At 72.2% G+C, this 21,150-nt stretch carries 1 protein-coding gene; it reads right to left on the reverse strand.

Annotated elements, in window-relative coordinates:
• Positions 1 to 9: 9 nt before the first annotated feature.
• The gene (locus NQZ70_RS07450) at positions 10 to 20,892 is read right to left on the reverse strand and encodes a non-ribosomal peptide synthetase/type I polyketide synthase (RefSeq protein ID WP_129573599.1); all 20,883 of its coding nucleotides are present in this window, start codon (positions 20,890 to 20,892) and stop codon (positions 10 to 12) included.
• Positions 20,893 to 21,150 lie beyond the last annotated feature (258 nt).

Below are 21,150 nucleotides of genomic sequence, written 5' to 3' on the forward strand. Positions count from 1 at the left end.
GCGGTCCGGTCAGATGACGGTCTCCTCGACGTCGGTCTCACCCATCAGCGCGCCGAGGACGCGCGCGAACTCCTCCACGGTGCGCGCCTCGAACAGCGCCCGTAGCGGGAACTCGACGCCGAGGGCCGAGCGCAGCCGAGAGATCACCAGCACGGCGAGCAGGGAGTGCCCGCCGAGATCGAAGAAGTCGTCGCCGACGGAGACTCGCTCGACGCCCAGCACCTCGGCGAAGACGCCCGCCACGCGTTCTTCCAGCGGCGTGCGCGGGGCGACGAAGCCGCGCTCTTGCTCCAGGCCGGCGAGCGAGAGATCCGGGAGCGCCGCTCGGTCGATCTTGCCGTTCGGCGTGAGCGGCATTTCCTGCAGCCACGCGAACGCTGCAGGCACCATGTGCTCAGGCAGCGTCTCGAGGAGGTCGTTGCGCAGCGCGGTCGCCCCCGGCGCCGCGCCATCCCGCGCCACGAGGTACGCCCAGAGGCGCTTGTCCCCGGCCACGCCATCACGCGCGATCACGGCTGCGTCTCGCACCCGGGGGTGCTGCCTCAACACCGCCTCGATCTCACCAGGATCGATGCGATACCCACGGATCTTCACCTGGTGATCGAGGCGACCGAGAAACTCGATGTTTCCGTCGGGCAAGTACCGGCCACGATCGCCGGTCCGGTACATCCGCGGCGGGGTGGGCGCGGGCGGCTCGGCGGCCGCGGAGCGCTCCGCCGCACCGCAGAACGGGTCGGGGAGGAAGCGCCCTGCCGTCTCTTCGGGTCGATTGCGGTACCCGCGGGCCACGCCGCGGCCGGCGATGAACAGCTCCCCGGGCACGCCGATCGGGAGCGGCCTGAGCTCTGGATCGAGAAGATAGATCCGGGTGTTGGCCACAGGCCTCCCGATCGGCACGGTCCCCCCAGCGTCGCGCGCAGCCTCGCCGCCCCCGACGTCGAACGTGAGCGCGCCGATCGTGGTCTCGGTCGGGCCATAGTGGTTGATCCAGGGCACGTCGCTCAGCTGCCGCACGCGCCTCACCAGGCTCCACGGACATGCCTCGCCGCCCGTGATCAGGTACCTGCGCGGCAGGACGTGTTCGGGCGCCCTCGCCTCGAGGAGGGCGGTGAGGTGCGATGGCGTGATCTTGAGGACGTCGATGGGATGCTGGCGCGCGCGCGCGCTGAAGAGCTCCGGGTCCGTGCGTGTCTCCTGATCGAGCACGTGCAGGTATCCACCGGATATCAATGCGGGGAAGATGCTGGTGTTGCCGAGGTCGGCCGCGATCGTCGAGACGACGCCGAAACCGAGGCCGCGGCTGGCCCCACGATCGGAGCCGAGCTTCTTGCAGATGAAGCTCGCGTAGTTGACCAGGCCTCCATGGAGGACCTCGACGCCCTTCGGCGCGCCCGTGGAGCCCGAGGTGTAGATGACGTACGCCAGATGCTCCGGGCGCGCCGTGGTGGCCAGGTTGTCCGCGCGCTCCTCGGCGATCGCGGGCCAGCCGGCGTCCAGGCAGACCACGCGCGCCGGACCGGCATGGAGCTGCGGTAACAACCGCTCCTGGGTGAGCAGCACCGGGGCCGCGGCATCCTGGAGCAGGGCGGCTATCCTCCGCGGCGGATAGCCCGGATCCACGGGGACGTAGGCGCCTCCGGCCTTGAGCACGCCCAGGATCGCGACGATCATGTCCAGCGACGGCGCGACGCAGAGGCCGACGAGCACCTCCGGGCCCACCCCGAGCGAGCGGAGATGGCGCGCGAGCTGGTTGGCTCGCCCGTTCAGCTCACGGTACGACAGCTGCCGATCGTCGCAGAGGACGGCCAGGGCGTCCGGCGTCCTCTCGACCTGCGCTTCGACGAGCTCGTGGATGCAACGGTCGTGGGGATACGCCGCCCCAGTGTTGTTCCACGCCGCGAGCACCCGACTCCGCTCCTCGTCGGGGAGGATCGGCAGCTCCCCGATCCGCCGCCCAGGATCGGCCACCACGGCCTCCAGGAGCGTACGGAAGCGCTCCGCCATCCGGGCGATGGTCGCGGCGTCAAACAGGTCCGTTGCGTACTCGATTTCCCCCTCGATCCTGCCGTCCGTCTCCTGGAGCCTGAGCGTGAGATCGTGCTTCGCCGTGGCGCTCTCCACCGGGATCGGGCAGAGCGCCACGTCGCCCAGCGAGCGCGCCAGAGGCGGCGTGTTCTGCAGCACGAGCATCACCTGAAAGAGCGGCGATCGGCTCATGTCCCTCGCCGGCGCGAGCTCCTCGACCAGCCTCTCGAATGGCAGATCCTGGTGAGCGTAAGCCCCGAACGTCACCTCCCGCACCCGCTCGAGCAGCTCGACGAACGTCGGGTTGCCCGAGAGATCGGTGCGCAGCGCAAGCGTGTTCACGAAGAACCCGATCAGCCCTTCGAGCTCGACCTGGTTGCGGCTCGCGATCGGCGTGCCCACGACGATATCATCCTGCCCCGCATGGCGGGACAGGAGCACCTGGAAGGCCGCCAGCAAGGTCATGAACAGCGTCACGCCCTGCCGCCGGCTCAGGGCGCGCAGGGCGGCGTACAGCTCGCCCGGCAGCGCGACCGGCGCCGTGGCGCCGCGGTGCGACGCTATGGCCTTGCGCGGCCGGTCCGTCGGCATTCCCAGCGCCGGCGGCGCCCCGGCGAGCTGCTGCTTCCAGTAGGCGAGCTGCGCCTCCAGCACCTCGCCGGACAGCCACCGTCGCTGCCAGAGGGCGTGATCCGCGACCTGGATGGTCAGCTCGGGCAAGGGGGAGGGCCGACCTGCCGAGAACGCTTCATAGAGGGCGGACAGCTCCCGTAGCAGGATGCCTGTCGACCATCCGTCAGAGATGATGTGGTGCATCGACCACAGGAGGACGTGTGCCCTCTCGGAGAGGCGTAGCAGCATGGCGCGCACGAGCGGCCCCTCCGCGAGCGAGAACGGCAGCCTCGCGTCGGCCTCTGCCCGCCGCCGCACCTCGGCCTCCTGAGCCGGCGCCGGGATCTCCCCGAGGTCGACCACGGGCAGCGTCAGCGACGGCTCGGGGGCGATGGCCTGGCGCGCTCTACCGTCGTTGACGGGGAAGCTCGTCCGGAGCGCCTCGTGGCGCCGCACGATCTCTCGCAAGCTTCGCTCCAGGGCCTGTGCGTCGAGCGGCCCATCGAGGCGCAGGGCCGCTGGAATGATGTACGTTGGGTTGTTCGGCTCCAGCTGATCGAGGAACCAGAGCCGCTGCTGCGCGAACGACAGCGGCAGCTCGCCGTCGCGGCGTCCCTGCTCGATCGGCGGCCCCAGCGGCGCGCCGCTGCGCCGGGCGGACTCGACCCGCTCGCAGAGACCCGATACGGTGGGTGTCTCGAACAGCGCGCGCAGCGGTAGCTCCACCGCGAAGCTGGCGCGGAGCCGCGAGAGCAGCTGCGTCGCGGAGAGAGAGTGCCCGCCCAGCTCGAAGAAGCTGTCGAGGACGCTTACCCGATCTCGGCCCAGCACATCGGCGAACAGGCCGGCCAGGAGCTCCTCCGGGGGGGTGCGCGGAGCGACGAAATCACCCTCCTCCGGCCGCGTCCGGGAGGGGGCGGGGAGGGCGTTCCGATCGACCTTGCCGCTCGGGGTCAGCGGCAGCGCCTCGATCCACGCGAACGCGGACGGGACCATCGGCTCCGGGAGCAGCCGGCGCAGGTGGTCGCGCAGCATGGCGATCGACGTCGCCTCGCCCTCGCGCGCGACCACGTACGCGACCAAGCGCCTGTCCCCGCCATCGTCGTGCCGCGCCATCGCCACCGCGTCGCGCACCGCGGGATGTCGCCGCAAGGCCGCCTCGATCTCACCCAGCTCGATCCGGTATCCGCGCAGCTTGATCTGATGATCGAGCCTCCCCGAGAGCTCGAGCTCTCCCGTCGGCCGGAAGCGCGCGACGTCGCCCGTCCGGTACATGCGGGCGCCCGGGGTGGGGGAGAACGGATCGCGGACAAACCGCTCGGCCGAGAGCTCGGGCCGGCCGAGGTAACCGCGCGATAGCCCCGCGCCGCCGACGTACAGCTCGCCATACACGCCGACAGGCACAGGCTCGAGCCGCGCGTCGAGCACATAGACCCGGGTGTTGGCGATCGGGCGGCCGATGCTGGGTGGCAGACGTGAGCCGCGGCCCACGAGGGAGATGGTCGCGTACGTGGTGGCCTCGGTGGGGCCGTAGAGGTTGTACAGCCGCTCGACGGTCGGCACCGCGTGAACGCGCTGCGCGAGCGCGCTGTCCAGCGTCTCCCCTGCAAGGTTGACCGTGCGCGCCGAAGGCGGCAGGGCGCCCATGCGCAGCAGCTCGGCCATCGCAGAAGGGACGGTGTTGATCAACGTGACCGCGTCGCGCCCGGGGAGAGACGGCAGCTCCATGGCGTCCCTCGCGACGATGACCGTGCCGCCGGCGCTCAGCGCGCCAAACACCTCGAAGATCGACAGATCGAAGCAGAGCGAGGTCGAGGCGAGCACACCGGCGAGCTCGTCCGGCGAGAAGACCTGTTGGACCCAGTGGAGAAACGCCACCGCGCTCCGGTGCTCGATGGCGACGCCCTTGGGACGTCCCGTGGAGCCCGACGTGTAGATGACGTACGCGAGGTCGGAAGGCGCCACGTGGCAGCGCGGGTTCTCGGCGCTCTCGCGGCCCCCCTGCGCCTGCGCCGCCTCGAGCAGGACCCGGGAGCACGAGGGCGCGGGCAGCGCGCCGTGGAGCCGCTCGTCCGTGATGAGCACGGTGGCCCCGCTGTCCTCGAGCATGAAGGCGAGCCGCTCCTGCGGGTACGCCGGGTCGAGAGGCACATAGGCGCCGCCCGCCTTCAGGATGCCGAGCAGCCCGATCACCATCTCGAGCGACCGCTCGACGCAGATCCCCACGCGAACCTCCGCCCCGACACCGAGCGACCGCAGGTGATGCGCGAGCCGGTTGGCGCGCTGGTTCAGCTCGCGGTACGAGAGCGCTCGTTGTCCGGACACCACCGCGGCGGCGTCCGGCCGCTCCTCCGCTCGAGCCTCGAAGAGCTCGTGGATGCACGTGTCCTCGGGGTAGCTCACCCGGGTGTCGTTCCACTCCGAGACCAGCTGATGCCGCTCCGCTGCGGTGATGAGTGGCAGATCCGAGATGCTCCGCTCGGGCGAGAGGCTGATGCCTTCCAGCAACGTCTGGAAGTGCCGTGCCATCCGCGCCGCGGTCGCCGCGTCGAAGAGGTCCGTGGCATACTCCAGCTCTCCCCGGATTACGCCCTCGCTCTCCTGGAGCGACAGCGTGAGGTCGAACTTCGCTGTCGCGCTCTCCACCCAGAGAGGGGTCAGGCTCACATCGCCGAGGGACGCCGCCGGTGGAGGCGTGTTCTCGAAGGCGAACATCACCTGGAACAGCGGTGAGCGGCTGAGGTCCCGCACCGGGGCGAGCTCCTCGACCAGCTTCTCGAACGGCACCGCCTGGTGGGCATACGCGTCCAGTGTCACCTCGCGCACCCGGCGGAGCAGCTCGATGAACGTCGGCTCTCCCGAGAGGTCGCTGCGCAGCACCAGCGTGTTGGCGAACAGGCCGATCAGCCCCTCGGTCTCCCCCTGGGTGCGACCCGCAACCGGGGTGCCCACGACGATGTCGTCCTGCCCCGCGTAGCGCGACAGGAGCACCTCGAACGTCGCGAGCAAGGTCATGAACAGCGTCACGCCCTGCCGCCGGGAGAGGTCCCGGAGGGCTGCGCAGAGCTCGCTGGGCAGCTCCACCGGCAGGGACGCACCCCGGTGCGATTGCACTGCTGGACGCGGTCGATCGGTGGGGAGCTCCAGCACGGGCAGCGCGCGGCCGAGCTGCCGCGTCCAGTACGCGAGCTGTGCTTCGAGCACCTCGCCCGAGAGCCATCGACGCTGCCAGAGGGCGTGATCCGCGACCTGGATGGGCAGCTCGGGCAGCGGCGACGGCCGCCCGGCCGAGAACGCGCTGTAGAGCGTGGAGAGCTCGCGGACGAAGACGCCCATCGACCAGCCGTCGCAGAGGATGTGGTGCATCGTCCACAGGAGGACGTGAGCCGTGTCGGAGATCCGCAGCAGCGCCGCCCGGAAGAGCGGCACCTCGCCGAGAGAGAACGGATGCGCGGCTTCGTCCTGCGCCCGTCTCCGGATCTCGGCGTCCTGGGCCGACGTCGGCAGCGCCCCGAGGTCGATGACGGGCAGCGCGAAGCCGACCTCGCTCTCGATGACCTGGCGTGCCTTCCCGGAGGCAGAGGAGAACCTGGTCCGGAGAACCTCATGGCGCCGTACGATCTCGCAGAGGCTCCGCTCCAGCACGGCGACGTCGAGCCACCCCGTGAGGCGCACCGCCGCCGGGAGGTTGTACAAGGGGCTGTTCGGCTCCAGCTGATCCAAGAACCAGAGCCGCTGCTGCGCGAAGGACAGCGGCAGCTCGCCCTCGCGCCCGGCGCGCTCGATCGGCGGCGGAGCCGGCACGCCGCGGCGCTGGGCGGCCTCGATGTGCCCGCGGAGCTCGGCTACCGTGGGCCCCTCGAGCAGCGCCCGCAACGAGAGCTCCACCCCGAACGCGGAGCGGAGCCGCGAAGCCACCTGCATCGCAGACAGCGAATGTCCGCCGAGCGCGAAGAAGCTGTCGCTGCTCCCCACGCGCGCGTGGCCCAGCACCTCCGCCCAGATATCCGCGATCAGCTGCTCGGCCTGCGTGCGCGGCGCGACGAAGCCTCCGTCCTGCGCCGTGGAGGGAGCCGGCAGCGCGCCACGATCGACCTTGCCGCTCGGGCCGAGCGGCATCGCGGCGAGCCACACGAACGCGGTCGGGAGCATGGGCTCCGGGAGCGTCTCGCGCAGGTGCGCCAGCAGCTCGGTCGCGGCTGGCACCGCGTCCTCGCGCGCGACCAGGTACGCAACCAGGCGCTTTTCCCCGGCCACGTCCTCGTGCGCCACGACCGCCGCCGCCCGCACCGCGGGGTGCCGCCCCAGCGCGACCTCGATCTCCCCGAGCTCGACCCGGTGGCCCCGGATCTTCACTTGATGATCCGCGCGGCCCAGAAACTCGATCAGCCCGTCCGGCCGATAACGGCAGAGATCCCCGGTGCGGTACAGCCGCGCCCCGGGCTCGCTGCTGAACGGGTCCGGGACGAACCTCGCCGCCGTGAGCGCGTCGTCGTGGAGATAGCCCCGCGCCAGCCCGTCGCCCGCCGTGCAGAGCTCCCCGGCGGCGCCGACAGGGACGGGCTGGAGCCTGGCGTCGAGCAGGTACACGCGTGTGTCGTCGATGGGGCGGCCGATCGGGACCGAGGCGCCGACGAGCGCACGGGCCTCGGCGGGCCAGCAGCAGGTGAACGTGGTGTTCTCCGTGGGCCCGTACCCGTTGATCAGACGGCAGCCGGGCAGCCCCGCGAGCGCGCGCCGGACATGGAGCGCCGACAACGCGTCGCCGCCGGCCAGGAGGTTCTTGAGCCCGCGCAGATCGTCGAGGCGCTCCTCGACCATGCGGTGGAACAACGGCGCGGTGAGCCACAACGTCGTCACGCGGTGGTGCGCCAGCGTCCGCCCGAGCTCGGCGAGATCGACCGGTCCGGGAGGCGCGATGGCCACGCGCGCGCCATTCAAGAGGCCGGCCCATATCTCGAAGGTCGACGCGTCGAAGGAGATCGGCGCGAACTGCAGCACGACATCGCTCGGGGTGATTCGGATGTAGCTGGTGGCGCACGCGAGCCGAACCACGGCGCGATGCGGGACGCAGACGCCCTTGGGCCGACCGGTCGAGCCAGACGTGTACATCACGTAGGCGAGGCGCTCGCCGCCATGACGGCCCCCGAGGTCCTCCGCGCTCTCGCGGGAGATGACGCCTCCGCAGGCGTCCAGGCAAACCACAGCGGCCGCGGACCGCGGCAGCGCGCCGGCCACCGACGTCTGCGTCAGCACCACCGGGAGCGCCGCGTCCGACATCATGAACGCCAGCCGCTCCCTGGGATACGTCGGATCGAGAGGGACATAGGCCCCACCCGCCTTCAGGATGCCGAGGAGGCCTACCAGCATCTCCAACGACCGCTCGACGCAGAGACCGACCATCACCTCGGGCCCCACCCCCAGCGTGCGCAGGTGACGCGCGAGCTGGTTCGCGCGGCGGTTCAGCTCCCTGTACGAGAGCTGCTGCTCTCCGTGCTCCGCCGCGATGGCGTCCGGCGTCCTCTCGGCCTCCGCCTCGAAGGCCTCGTGAACGGCCAGCTCGCGCGGGTAGGCGGTGCTCGTGTCGTTCCACGCCACGAGCAGCTCGCGCCGCTCTTCCGCGGTCAGGAGCGAGAGCTCGCCGACCCGCCTCCTCGGCGCCTCTGCCGTCGAGCGCGCCAGATCGCCCTCGATCTCTCCGAGGAGGTTGCGGAAGTACGCCGCATAGCGCTCCACTGTCTCCCGCCTCCAGAGCGCCGTGGAGTACTCGAATCGAAGGCGGAGCACGCCGCGCGTCTCGGCGATGTCCAGGTAGAGATCGAACGGGGCCTCCTCGCTCGGCCTCCTGAGCTCGTTGATCTCGAGCCCGGGGAGCCGGATCCCCCGCTCGTCCGCCCGCTCGTAGGAGAACATGGCGTCGAAGAGCGGGTTGCGGCTCGGATCGCCGCCCGCCTTCATGCGCTGGACGAGGGTCTCGAAGGGGACGTCCTGGTGCTCGTACGCCTCGAGGCAGCGCCGCTTCACCTCGTCGAGGAGCTCGACGAAGGTGGCGTCCTCGGAGATCGCGACCCGCAGCGGCAGCACGTTGGCGAACATCCCGACCGCCTCGTCGAAGCCGCCGCGCTGGCGGGCGTTGTGCGCCGTGCCGATGACGAGATCGCATTGCCCGGTCAAGCGCTGGAGGAGCGCGTGGTACGCCGCGAAGAGCAGCATGTAGAGCGACGTGCCGCGCTCCTGCGCCCGCCGCCGCAGCGGCTGCGCGGGGTGTTCGAGGCAGACCTCGGCGCCCTCGAAACGGCGCACCGGCGGCCTCGGAAAGTCGGTGCAGAGCGCGAGCCTCGGCAGCTCGCCGGACAGGCGCTCTTCCCAGTACCTGAGCTGCGCAGCCGACGCCTCGCTGCGCAGAAACTCTTGCTCCCAGGCCGCGTGCTCGTGGCACTGCCGCGGCGCAGCCGTGAGCGCAGCGCCGCGGTACAGCAAGGCGAACTCCTGCAGCAGGATCACGTCCGAGAGGCCGTCCACGAGCAGGTGGTGCAGCACGAGCGCCAGGATCCGCCGGTCCTCGCCGACCTCGAGCAGCCCTACCCGGAAGAGCGGCGGGCGGGAGAGCGCGAACGGCCGGTTGAGCTGCCGGAGCCATGCGTCGATATCGCTGCCCTGCTCTCGTGTGACGTCGAGCTCGACAGAGGGGTAGACGCATTGAACGAGCTGGCCGTCCTCGCGCAGATCGAACCCGGTGCGCAGGCTCTCATGCCGCTGCATCAGCGTCCGGAAGCACGCCACGACACGCGCTTCGTCCAGGGCGCCGACGATCTCCTGGGCGCCGATGACATGATAGGCGCGCTCGCCGGCCTCCGTCTGGCTGAGCACGTAGACCCGCCGCTGGGCAGAGGACATGGGGTAGACCGCGGGACCGGCCGCCGGTGCGGCCGCCGTCGCCGCGCTGTCATTGCCGGGCTGTTCTGGCGGCACGGACGCGGGCGCGGGCGCGAACCCGGCCGCCATCATCTCGTCGATCGACTGCTTCACGGCAGCGACGAGCCGGCGGATGTCCTCCTCGGAGTGGGCCGTGGAGAGGAAGCAGTTCCTGCCTTCCCAGACGTAGATCCCTTTGCAGAGGAGCCGGTAGAAGAGGAGCTCCCAGTCCCCCTTGAGCTGGAAGCGGAACACCGAGCCGAAATGCACGAGGCGCACCGGGGCGCCCGCGCGCTCGCAGTGGCCGTTGAGCTCTGCCACGAGCTCCGCTGTCTTCCGGGTGAGCCGCTCCTGCAGACCGTCGCCCTCGCGCTTCAGGTGCAGCAGCACCTGGCGTGCCGCCGCCATCGCCGCCGGGTGGTGGCAGAACGTCCCCGCGACGAAGGTGTTCCGCACCCGTGGATAAGAATCGTCGCCGAACCGCCACAGACCACCGTCGACCGCATCCATGAAGCGTCGTGTCCCGGCCACGACGCCGATGGGCATCCCGCCGCCGATGACCTTTCCGTAGGTGACGAGGTCGGCGCGAACTCCGAAGTGCGCCTGAGCTCCGCCGCGCCCGATCCGGAACCCGTTGATCATCTCGTCGAAGATGAGGGCCGCGCCCGACTCCGTCGTGATCCGCCGCAGCTCGTGCAAGAAGCTCCGAGGCTGCAAGTCGAGGCGCCGGCTCTGCACCGGCTCTACCAGCACGGCGGCCAGCTCGTCCCCGCACCCGCGGATCGCCTCGAGCGCGTCGGGCGCGCCGTAGTCGAGCACCATGACGTCGCTGACCATGGCGTCGGTCGTTCCGGGCGCCATCGGCACCGCGCCCGAGCTCGGGCCGTCGAGGCCGGGCATCGCGAGGACGCCGTCGAAGCTGCCGTGGAACGAGCCTCCGAAGAGCGCCACCTTCGAACGGCCAGTGATGGAGCGCGCCAGGCGGAGCGCCACCATCACCGCTTCCGTCCCTGAATTGTAGAAGGCGACCCGCTCGACCCCGGTCGCCTCGATGATGAGCTTCGCCACCTGGCTCGGCAGCTCCGTCATGGGCCCGATGGGCGCGCCGCGGCGGAGCTCTTCGATGACCGCCTCGACGACGAACGCGGGGGCGTGCCCCAGGAGGTACACGCCGAACCCCATGGTCACGTCGATGTACTCGTTGCCGTCGACGTCCCATATCCTGCTCCCCTCGGCCCGGACCGCATGAATCGGGTAGATCATCTCCTTCCAGGACGACCGGAACCCGGCCACGGCGCGGTTGTTGGCGAGCGCGGCGCGGTGCTCCTCGGTGAGGTGCTTCGAGCCCTGGGTGCGCGCCGTGAGCTCGCGGACAAGCGCCTCCACGAACGCGGTCTTCTTCGCGTCCCTCTCGGGCTCGCGCGCCGTCTGGATCGGGCGGTAGGGGACGAAGGTCGCCGGATCGCCCTCTCGTCGGGGCGCGGCGGCGGCCGGGCGCGGCGCCTGCTCCTCCCGGGTCGGGCGCGGGGCAAGGCGCGCCGGAGCGTCGCCGGACGAAGGCGGCGGGGGCAGCAGACAGGCCGCGCCCGCGGGAGCGCCGACGCCGGCGCCGTCGTGGGCCTGCCGCAGGAGCGCGAGCTGCTCCAGGACGATCCGCTCCACGGCCCCGCTCGCTTCGGCCCCCTGGCGCTGCGGCCGGAGCAGGGCGAGCTGCTCCAGGACGATCCGCTCCACGGCGCTCCCCGCCTCGTCTCCGGTCCTGAGCGTGCTCGGCGCGACCGGCTCCTGCGGTGGGAAGGGTGAGCAGGGTTGCGCGCGGCCCGCGCTGCTCGGCGGGGGCGGCGGGCGCCGAGCCTCGACCACCGCGGCCGGCTCGGGCGGCAGCGTCCTGTCGATCAGCGACGCGATGCGCTCCAGGTTCGCGGCCTCCTCGTAAAACGCGCTGAGCGGGATCGTCACCTGGAAACGCTGCTCGATCACCTTCCTGAAGCGGAACAATCCGAGCGAGTCCAGGCCCATCTCGAGCACGCTGCGATCCGTCTGCACCTCCGCCGCGGGCAGCGCGAAGAATCCGGCGAAGACCTCGCGGATCTCCTCGAGGAGCCTCGTGCCCCGCTCCGGCGCGCCCGGCAGGGTTGCGCCTCCGTCCGGCGCGGGGCACGACGCAGCCTCCGCGAGCTCGGGCGCCGGAGCTGCCCCGTCCGCAGCATGGCGCGGCGCGGGCGGCGGCCCGCTCTCCTGCGCCGCCGCGGAGATCCAGAACCGCGACCGGCGGAACGGGTAGGTTGGCGCGTCGACGCGTCGGCGCAGATACGGCAGGTCGAAGCCGTCCCAGTCTACGCGGACGCCGCTCCTGTACAGATGGCAAAGGCTCTTCACGATCGTCGGCCAGTCGCCTTGCCCGGGGCAGAGCGAAGGCAGCCACGCCGCTCTGGCGTCCGGCGAGCATGCCTCTCCGAGCCCCAGCAGCGTCGGTCGCGGGCCGATCTCGAGGAAGAGCTCGATCCCCTCGGCGTGAAGCGCCGCGATCCCATCGGCGAACCGCACCGGCTCGCGCGCGTGGCGCCTCCAGTACGAGGCGGTCATGAGCTCGCGTGTGACCAGGCCGCCGGTCACGTTGGAGACGAGCGCGACCTGCGGACACGCGAGCGCCGCGCTCGCGGCTGCCTGCTCGAGGTCGGCGAGCATCGGCTCGACCAGGGGCGAATGGAAGGCGTGCGCCACGGGGAGCCGCTTCGTCTCGATTCCTGCCGCGCACAGCGCCTCGCACGCAGCCCGCACCGCCTCGTCGGCGCCCGAGATCACGACGTGCTCGGGTCCGTTCAACGCCGCGATCGACACGGCGTCGGCCTGGGCCTCGATCGCCGCGGCCACGCGGGCTGAGCTCGCGCGGACGGAGGCCATCGCTCCGCCCTCGGGCAGCGCTTGCATCCGCTGCCCCCGCACATCCATCAGCCGGAGCCCGTCCTCCACCGAGAACACGCCTGCGACGCAGGCCGCCGCGTACTCGCCCACGCTGTGGCCGAGCACGGCGTCCGGCGTCACGCCCCATGAGCGCCAGAGCTCCGCGAGGGCGTACTCCACCGCGAACAAGGCGGGCTGAGCCCAGGCGGTCTCGTGCAGGAGGTCGGGTTCCCCCTTCTTCGGGTACAGCACCGAGAGGAGCGACCGCTCGCGCAGCGGCCTGAGCAACGCGTCGCAGCGGTCCAGCGCCTCGCGAAAGACCGGCTGGGTCTCGTAGAGCTCCCGGCCCATGCCTGCGTGCTGCGAGCCCTGCCCGGTGAACAGGAGAGCCACCTTCGGCCGCCGCGGCGGCTCGCCGTCCTGCAGCTGGGCCGGCGCAGCCGTGGCGAGCACGGCGCCAGCGGCTTTCAGGGCAGCCACCATCTGCTCCGGTGTCTCCGCCGCCGCCGCCCAGCGATGGGCGAAGCCGCTGCGGCCGGTGTTGGCCGTGTAGCAAAGGTCCGCGAGCGACTGCTCCGGATGGCTCACGAGGTGCTCGGCGTAGCGCTCTACCTGCTCCCGCAGCGCCTCGGGAGCCTTGGACGACAGCGCGAGGACGTGCAGCGGGCGCCGGGGCGCCTCCTCCTGCCGCGGCTCGAGATCCGGCGCTGCCTCCAGCACGACATGGGCGTTGGTCCCGCCGAACCCGAACGAGCTCACGCCGGCGATCCGGGCCGCTCCGTTCGCCGCCCAGGGGACGCTCGCGGTCGCCACCCTCACCGGCAGCGTCTCCCAGGGGACGTGAGGGTTCGGGCTTGTGAAGTGCAACGACCTCGGGATGCGTCGATGCTGGAGCGCGAGCGCCGTCTTGATGAGCGCCGCGACCCCCGCCGCCGCCTCGGTGTGGCCCAGGTTCGTCTTCACCGAGCCGAGGACCACGGGCTCGTCTCCCGCGCGTCCTTCGCCCAGCACCTTCGCCAGCGCCTGCACCTCGATCGGGTCGCCGAGCGGCGTCCCTGTCCCGTGCGCCTCCACGTACCCGACGGCCGCTGGCGGGACGCCTGCCTGCGTGAGGGCTCGCCGGATCACCGCCTCCTGCGAGGGCCCGCTCGGCGCCGTCAGCCCGTTGCTGCGGCCGTCCTGGTTGACGGCCGATCCGCGGATCACGGCCGCGATCGGATCGCCGTCTCGCCTCGCGTCGGATAGCCGCTTGAGGACCACGACGCCGCACCCCTCGCTGCGCACGAAGCCGTCCGCGTCGGCCGAGAAGGCGCGACAGCGGCCGGTCGGCGACAGCGCCCGCATCTTGCTGAAGCAGATCGCACCCCTGGGCGTCAGGATCAGGTTGACCCCGCCGGCCAACGCCAGCGAGCACTCGCCGGCGCGCAACGCCTGACACGCCAGGTGAACAGCCACGAGCGACGACGAGCACGCCGTGTTGACCGGCATGTTGGGGCCCTTGAGCCCGAGCCAGTACGAGAGGCGCCCCACGCCGGTGCTGTGCGCGGTCCCCAGGAACACGTGCGGATCGACCGCCTCAGCGCGTCCATCCGCGAACGACGGGTACTCGCTGCTGCATATCCCCATGTAGACGCCGGTGTCGCTGCCCGCGAGCCGCTCCAGCGTCTGCCCCGCGCGCTCCAGCGCTTCCCAGCTCACTTCCAGGAGCAGACGCAGCTGCGGGTCCAGGCTCGCCGCTTCCCACGGCGGGACATCGAAGAAGCCCGGATCGAACTCGTCCACCGTGGAGAGGAAACCTCCCCAGCGGGAGATCGTCTTGCCCGCCGCGTCGGGGTCGGGGTCGTAGAACGCGTCGATGTCCCAGCGGTCCTTCGGCACCTCCTCGACCGCATCCACCCCCTCGTCCAGCAGCCGCCAGAAGCTCTCCGGATCCCGCGCGCCGCCCGGGAAACGACAGCCGATGCCCACGATCGCTATCGGTTCCTCGAGCGCCGCGGGCGCGCTCGGCTGCGCCGGCCTCGCGCTCTCGCGGTCGGGCGACAACAGATCGAGCAGGTAGCGCGTCATGGACTCGACGGTGGGGTGATCGAACGCCAGCGTCGCAGGCAACCGCACGCGCAGCCGCGCTGCGAGCGCGTTGCGCAGCTCCACCGCCATCAGTGAGTCGAGGCCCAGCTCCTTGAACGGGCGGCCGGTGCGCACGTCAGCCGCGGAGCCGAGCGCCAGCACCTTCGCCACCTCGGCGCGAACCGCCGCCTCGACCTCCGCCGCCCGCGCCGCCGGCGCGAGCGCGCCGAGCTGCTCGGCCCACCCGCCGGCGGCGCGCGCCTGCGCACGTCCCCCGTGCGGCGCCACGAGCGCTCGCCACAGCGGCGGCACGGGGCCCGAGGAGAGCTCCTGCCGCAGCGCGAGGGCGTCGAGCAGCAACGCGCAGAGCTCGGGCTCGGGCCGCGCCAGCGCTTGCCCGAGCAGCGCGAGGGCCTGCTCCGGCGCGAGCCCCCTGATCCCCCGGCGCGCGAGGCGGGCTTGCTTCAGCGGATCCATCCCCGCGGCCATGCCCGTACCCGACCAGGGGCCCCAGTTCAGGCTGTGCGCCGGCAGCCCCTCGGCGCGCCGTGCGTGCGCCAGCATGTCCAGGAACGCATTGGCGGCGGCGTAGCTGCTCTGCCCAGGCGGGCCGAGCAACGACGCGGCCGAGGAGAAGAGCACGAAGAAGGCGAGCGGCGCGTGGCGCGTCTGCTCGTGCAGGTTCCACGCCCCGCGCACCTTGGGCGAGAGCGCGGCGGCGAACCGCTCCGCGTTCTGCTGAGACAGCACCCCGTCGTCCAGCACACCCGCGGCGTGGATCACGCCGCGGAGGGGCAGCTCTTCCGGGATCGCGTCGAGCAGCGCCTTCACCTGGGCAGCGTCCGCCACGTCGGCTTGCGCCACCGTCACGCGAGCCCCCGCCGCCCGCAGCGCCTCCACCGCGGCCAGGCGATCGCCCTCCGGCGCGCGCCGTCCCGCCAGGACGAGGTGCTGGACGTGGTGCTCCTCCCAGAGCCACCGCGCCACGTGCAGCCCCAGGGCACCGAGCCCGCCGGTGATCAGCACGGTGCTGCTGGCAGGGACCGCCGGCGCCGGCGCGACGGGGGCCGGCAAGAGCGCGACCTTGCCGGTGTGCCTGGCCTGCGCCATCCACCGGAACGCGGATTCGGCGTCGGTCGTCGCAAACGAGCGCACCGGCAGCGGCCGCAGGTGTCCTGAAGCGAGGCCGCCGGCGATGTCCCGGAGCATCTGCTGGATGTGATCCGGCCCGACGTCGCAGACGTCGAGGACCCGGTAGCTGATCCCCGGATAGGCTGCCGTCATGGCCGCCGCCGATCGCACGTCGGTCCTGCCCAGCTCGAGGAAGCGACCGTTCGGCGACAGCAGCGCGGCGCTCGCGTCGACGAACGCGCCGCTCAGGGAGTTGAGCACCACGTCCACCCCTGCGCCCTGCGTCGCGGCGCGGCAGTCGTCGACGAACGCCAGCGTGCGCGAGCTGGCCACGTGGCGCACGCCCATCCCCCGGACCGCCGCCCACTTGGGGGGGCTCGCCGTGGCGAGCACCTCGGCGCCAAGCCACTGCGCGATCTGCACCGCGGCCATCCCGACGCCCCCGGCGGCGGCGTGGATCAGCACCCGCTCGCCGGGCTGGAGCCGGCCCACCTCGCGCAGCGCGTACAGCGCTGTCACGAACGCGACAGGCACGGTCGCCGCCTGCGCTGCCGAGAGCCCTGCCGGCTGCCGGATCGCGAGGCGCGCATCCACGGTGACGAACCGGCTGAAGGCGCCCGGCGCAAGCGCGAGCACCGCGTCGCCCGGAGCGAGGTCCTCCACACCCGCGCCCGCGGCGGTGACGGTGCCCGCGCACTCGCTGCCGAGCGGCCCGGCCTCGCCTGGGTACATCCCCAGGGCGCTCAGGACGTCGCGGAAGTTGAGCCCCGAGGCGGTCACCTCGATCTCGATCTCGCCCGCCGCCGGCGCCCGGCGATCCGCCGCGACCACGCGCAGCTGTTCCAGCAGACCTCTTTGCGCGATCTCCACCCTGTACGACGCTGCGTCGGGGACCGCGAGCGCCGCCGCGGCAGGCGCTTCGACCAGCCGCGCCGCGAGGCGCTTCCCCGACCGCCATGCCACCTGGTTCTCCTCATCGGCCCGCGTGATCTCGCTCCACAGGGCCTCCACGGCGTCCTCGGCGCCCGGCTCCAGATCCAGGAGCGTGCAGCCGAGATCCGGGTGCTCCTGCATGACCACCCGGCCGAGCCCCCAGAGCGGCGCCAGCTGCGCCGCGACCTGCTCGCCCCGGCGCACCGCCTGCGCGCCTTCGGTCACCCACCACAGACGCGACAGCACCTTCGCGCCCTGCCGCGCGAGCGCCTGCGCCACGGCGAGCCCTGCGGCCGCGAGCGCTTCCGCGGCGTCCGCAGGCGAGCGCCCTGCCTCCGTCGCGGCCGACGTTCCCCAGAGGCACACGACGCCTTCCAGCGGCTGCCGTCCGGCTTCCGCCGCGGCGGCCACCGCCCGCCCCAGCGCCTCGCCGACGCGCGAGGCCGTGGCGCGGAGCTCTCCACCCCGAAGCGCGGCGTCCTGGTGCAGCGCCAAGGTCGTGCACTGCGCTCCCGCCGAGCGCAGGCGCGCCGCCACCGCGTCGCCGAGGGCCGAGCCCTCCGCCAGCAGGAGCCAGGCGCCCGAGGGCGTCTTGACGTCCGGCGCCGGCGCCGCTTCCCGCCAGGCCACCTGGTACAGCGACGACCGCGGGACCGGGCTCCGCGGCCGCCGCAGCGCGTTCTCGTCGGCGCGCTTGAGCCGGACTCCCCTGACATCGGCCAGCACCCCGCCGCGCTCGTCCAGCACGGTAACGTCGCCCGACAGCACCTCGGCTTCCGGTCCCGGCGCGCTCGTCCCTCGAGCGTAGACCCAGAACGCCGTCGCCCCGGGCTGCCATGCGGTGAACTCTCCGACCTCGACCGGCAGGTACACATGTCCCTTGGCCAGCAGGGGCATCGCGGCGCTCAGCGCCTGCAGCGCCGCGTCGAGGAGCGCCGGAGGCACGCCGCACGCCGTGTCCGCGAGCGCGCTGCCGCTGGCCCCCGCCGGCAGCCCGACGCGGGCGACGGCCTCGCCTTCCCCCTGCCACAGGGCCGTGATCCCCTGGAACGCAGGACCGTAGTCGAGCCCCAGGTCGCGCCACGCCGCGTAGAGCGCCGCGACGTCGACAGCCGCGCTGCAGCGCGCGCGGGCCTCGGCGAGATCCAGCGCCGGCGGCTCCGCGTCCGTGGGGAGCGGCTCCACATGCCCCCTCGCGTGGAGGGTCCACGCCTCGCCCGCCGGCGCGGAGGCGGCCTGGCTGTACACCCCCACGGCCGCGCTCCCGGCCGGCGCGTCGGACATGACCACCTGCATCCGCAGCTCCCCTGAAGCCGGCAGCACGAGCGGCACGGTCAGCTCGAGCGCCTTCACCCGCGCTCGGCCCGACCCGGGCTGCCTCGTCGCGGCCGCGCGCGCGAGCTCGAGCATCACCGTCGCCGGTACGACCGGCTCGCCGAAGACGCGGTGATCGTCGAGCGAGGGCCCGAGCACCGCCTCGAACACGGCGCCCGCGCCCGCCACGGGCAGCTGCGCGCCGAGCAGCGGGTGCCCGGTGTCGACCGCGCCGCGCACCGCGGTCGACCCGCGCGCGACCTCGATCCAGAGCCGCTGCCGCTGCCAGGGGTACGTCGGCAGCCGCACGCACCGCCCTCCGTTCGGATACAGCCGCCTCCACTCCACCGGATAACCGCGGGTGTACAGGGCGCCCAGCGACTCGAGGAGGTTGCGCCGCTCCTCTTCTCCCCGGCGCAGCGACGGCAGCGCCGCCCCGGACTGCCCGCCGACATCCAGCCCCTCTTCCAGGGCCGGCAGCAGGATCGGGTGCGGGCTCACCTCCAGAAAGAGCGCGTGACCGTCCGCGATGAGCCGCTGAACGGCCTGAGAGAACCGCACCGGGCGCCGCAGGTTCTCGACCCAGTACTCCGGACCGAACCCCGCGCCCTCGCGCGCCCTGCCGGTCACGGTCGAGTAGATGGGCAGCGTGGCCGCGCCGGGCGCGAGCCCCGACAGCGCGTCGAGCAGCTCACTGCGAAGCGGATCCACCTGCGGGCTGTGCGAGGCGACGTCCACCTTGACCCGCTTGCAGAACACGTTCGCCTGCGAGAGCCGCGCGAGCACCTCGTCGAGCGCGCCGGGGTCTCCCGACAGGACGGAGGACCTCTCGCTGTTGCTGACGGCGACCGACAGCCGATCCTCGTAGCCCGAGAGCGCCTCCTCCGCTCGATCCAGCGACAGACCCACGAGCGCCATGGCGCCCTGGCCGCTGAGCCGGCGGAGCAGCCGGCTCCGCCGGCAGACGATGCGCGCCCCATCCTCGAGCGAGAGGACGCCGGCGACGTGCGCGGCGGCCACCTCGCCCATGCTGTGGCCCACCACCGCGTCGGGGTGCACTCCCCAGGAGCGCCACAGCGTCGAGAGCGCCACCTCCATCGCGAACAGCGCCGGCTGGACGACGTCGATGCGCTCGAGCCGCGATGCGGACGCGCCGGCGCGGAGCTCCTCGAGCAGCGAGAAGCCGGCCTCGCGCTGGATCGCGTGATCGCACGCGTCCATGGCAGCGCGGAAGACCGGCTCCTCATCGAGCAACGCGCGCCCCATGCCGACCCACTGCGAGCCCTGGCCCGGGTAGACGAACACAAGCCTGGGCCGGGGGCCGGGCTCGGCCCGCCCCTGCGCCAGACAGGCGTGAGTCTCGTCGCGGAGGAACGCGTCGAGCGAGGCGCGCAGCGCCTCCAGGCTGCCCCCGACGAGCGCGAGGCGATGCTCATGATGGCCCCGCCTCACGCTCGCGGTGTAGGCGATATCCCCGATGCTCGCCGTGTCCTCGGCGGGCGCGCGGGCGAGGTGGCTCGCGTAGGCCTGGGCCAGCGCCTTGAGCGCCTCAGGGCTCTTCGCGGACAGCGGCAGGAGGACGGCGGACGCCTCGCCGGCGGGCGCCGCTGCATATCGGGGCGCTTCCTCCAGCACCACATGAGCGTTGGTCCCGGTGATCCCGAACGAGCTCACCCCGGCGATACGCGGCGCCCCGCCGGCCTTCCAGGGCAGCTCCTCCACCGGGATGACCAGCGAGGTGGACTCGAGGGAGATCCTCGGATTGAGCGTGTCGAAATGGAGATTGCGAGGGATCGTCTCGTGTTTGAGCGCGAGCACGGCCTTGATCAGCCCCGCTACGCCCGCGGCTGCCTCGAGGTGGCCCACGTTCGTCTTCACGGCTCCCAGCGCGCAGGTCGATCCATCCGGTCGAGGCGCGCCCACGACCGCCTTCAGCGCCTCGACCTCGATGGGATCTCCGAGGGAAGTCCCCGTGCCGTGGGTCTCGACGTAGCCCACCTGGGACGGCGAGACGCCGGCGCTCGCGAGCGCGGTCCGGAGCAGCGCCGCCTGCGAGAGCACGTTCGGCGCGGTCAGCCCCGAGGAGCGGCCATCCTGATTGACCGCTGAGCCCCGGATCAACGCCCACACCCGATCCCCGTCGCGCTGCGCATCCGAGAGCCGCTTGAGGACGACGATGCCGCAGCCCTCCGCGCGCACGTACCCGTTGGCCCTCGCGTCGAAGGTCTTGCAGCGGCCGTCCGGCGATATCGCCTGCATCTGCGCCAAGAGATGCATCCCGGTCGGGATGACGATGACATTGACCCCGCCCGCCAGGGCGAGCGCGCTCTCGCCGTTGCGCAGGCTCTGACAGGCCAGGTGAATGGCCACGAGCGATGAGGAGCAAGCGGTGTCGACGGAGAGGGACGGCCCCTCCAGCCCAAGCACGTAGGACAGGCGTCCCGCCGCCGCGCTGAGCATCGTGCCGGTGGCGGCATAAGCGTCCAGGTGAGCGGGCCCCGCGGAGAACAAGCGGTGTTGGTAATCCGCGCTTGATACGCCGAGCATCACGCCCGTCCGACTCCCGTTCAGTTGCTCGGGGAGATGACCGGCGTCCTCCAGCGCCTCGTAGGCCACCTCGAGCACGAGCCGTTGCTGCGGGTCCATGCTCGCCGCTTCGCGAGGCGCGATCCCGAAGAACGGCGCGTCCATCCCGTCGATCGCGGACGCGGGGAGGAGTCCGGCCCAGCGCGTCGACGGCTGATCCGGTGGCGTCGCGTCCGCCGGCCACCTGTCCGTGGGGATCTCCCCGATTTCGTCGGTGCCGTCCTTCAATGCCTGCCAGAACGACTCCAGATCGGCCGCGCCGCCGGGGAACCGGCAGCTCATCCCGACGACGGCGATCGGCTCCGTCCTCGCTTGCTCGGCTTCGAGAGCCTTGGATTCGAGCTCCTTGATCCTGACCGCCGCACGCCTCAAACGGACCAGGTAGTCCACATCGACACTGCCCATCCCGCCCCCTCGCTCGCCCTCGATGCCCAGCTCGGTATTGCCTGCGTACAAGGTGCTCGCTTCTGGTGCGCGTAAGTGGTGCTGGCCTCGAGGCCGCGCAAGTGTCGCTCGCCGCGAAACCGGTGAGCCGCCCGCTCGACGCCCGGCCAGCGGGGCGCGAGCGTTCGTGCCCGCATGAGCCTTCCTTTCCGGCGAAAGCTCGTCCGTGGTGGTGATCTCGGCAGCGTCAGCGCGGCCGGACTGGCCACGTGATGAGCG

Origin of the sequence: Sorangium sp. So ce836 (assembly GCF_028553905.1) — a bacterium.
Classification (GTDB): Bacteria; Myxococcota_A; Polyangia; order Polyangiales; family Polyangiaceae; genus Sorangium; species Sorangium cellulosum_D.

What these genes read in the sequence shown, in the direction of transcription:
- NQZ70_RS07450 (WP_129573599.1), bottom strand. Translation starts at nt 20,892, where the DNA reads ATGGGCAGTGTCGATGTGGACTACCTGGTCCGTTTGAGGCGTGCGGCG.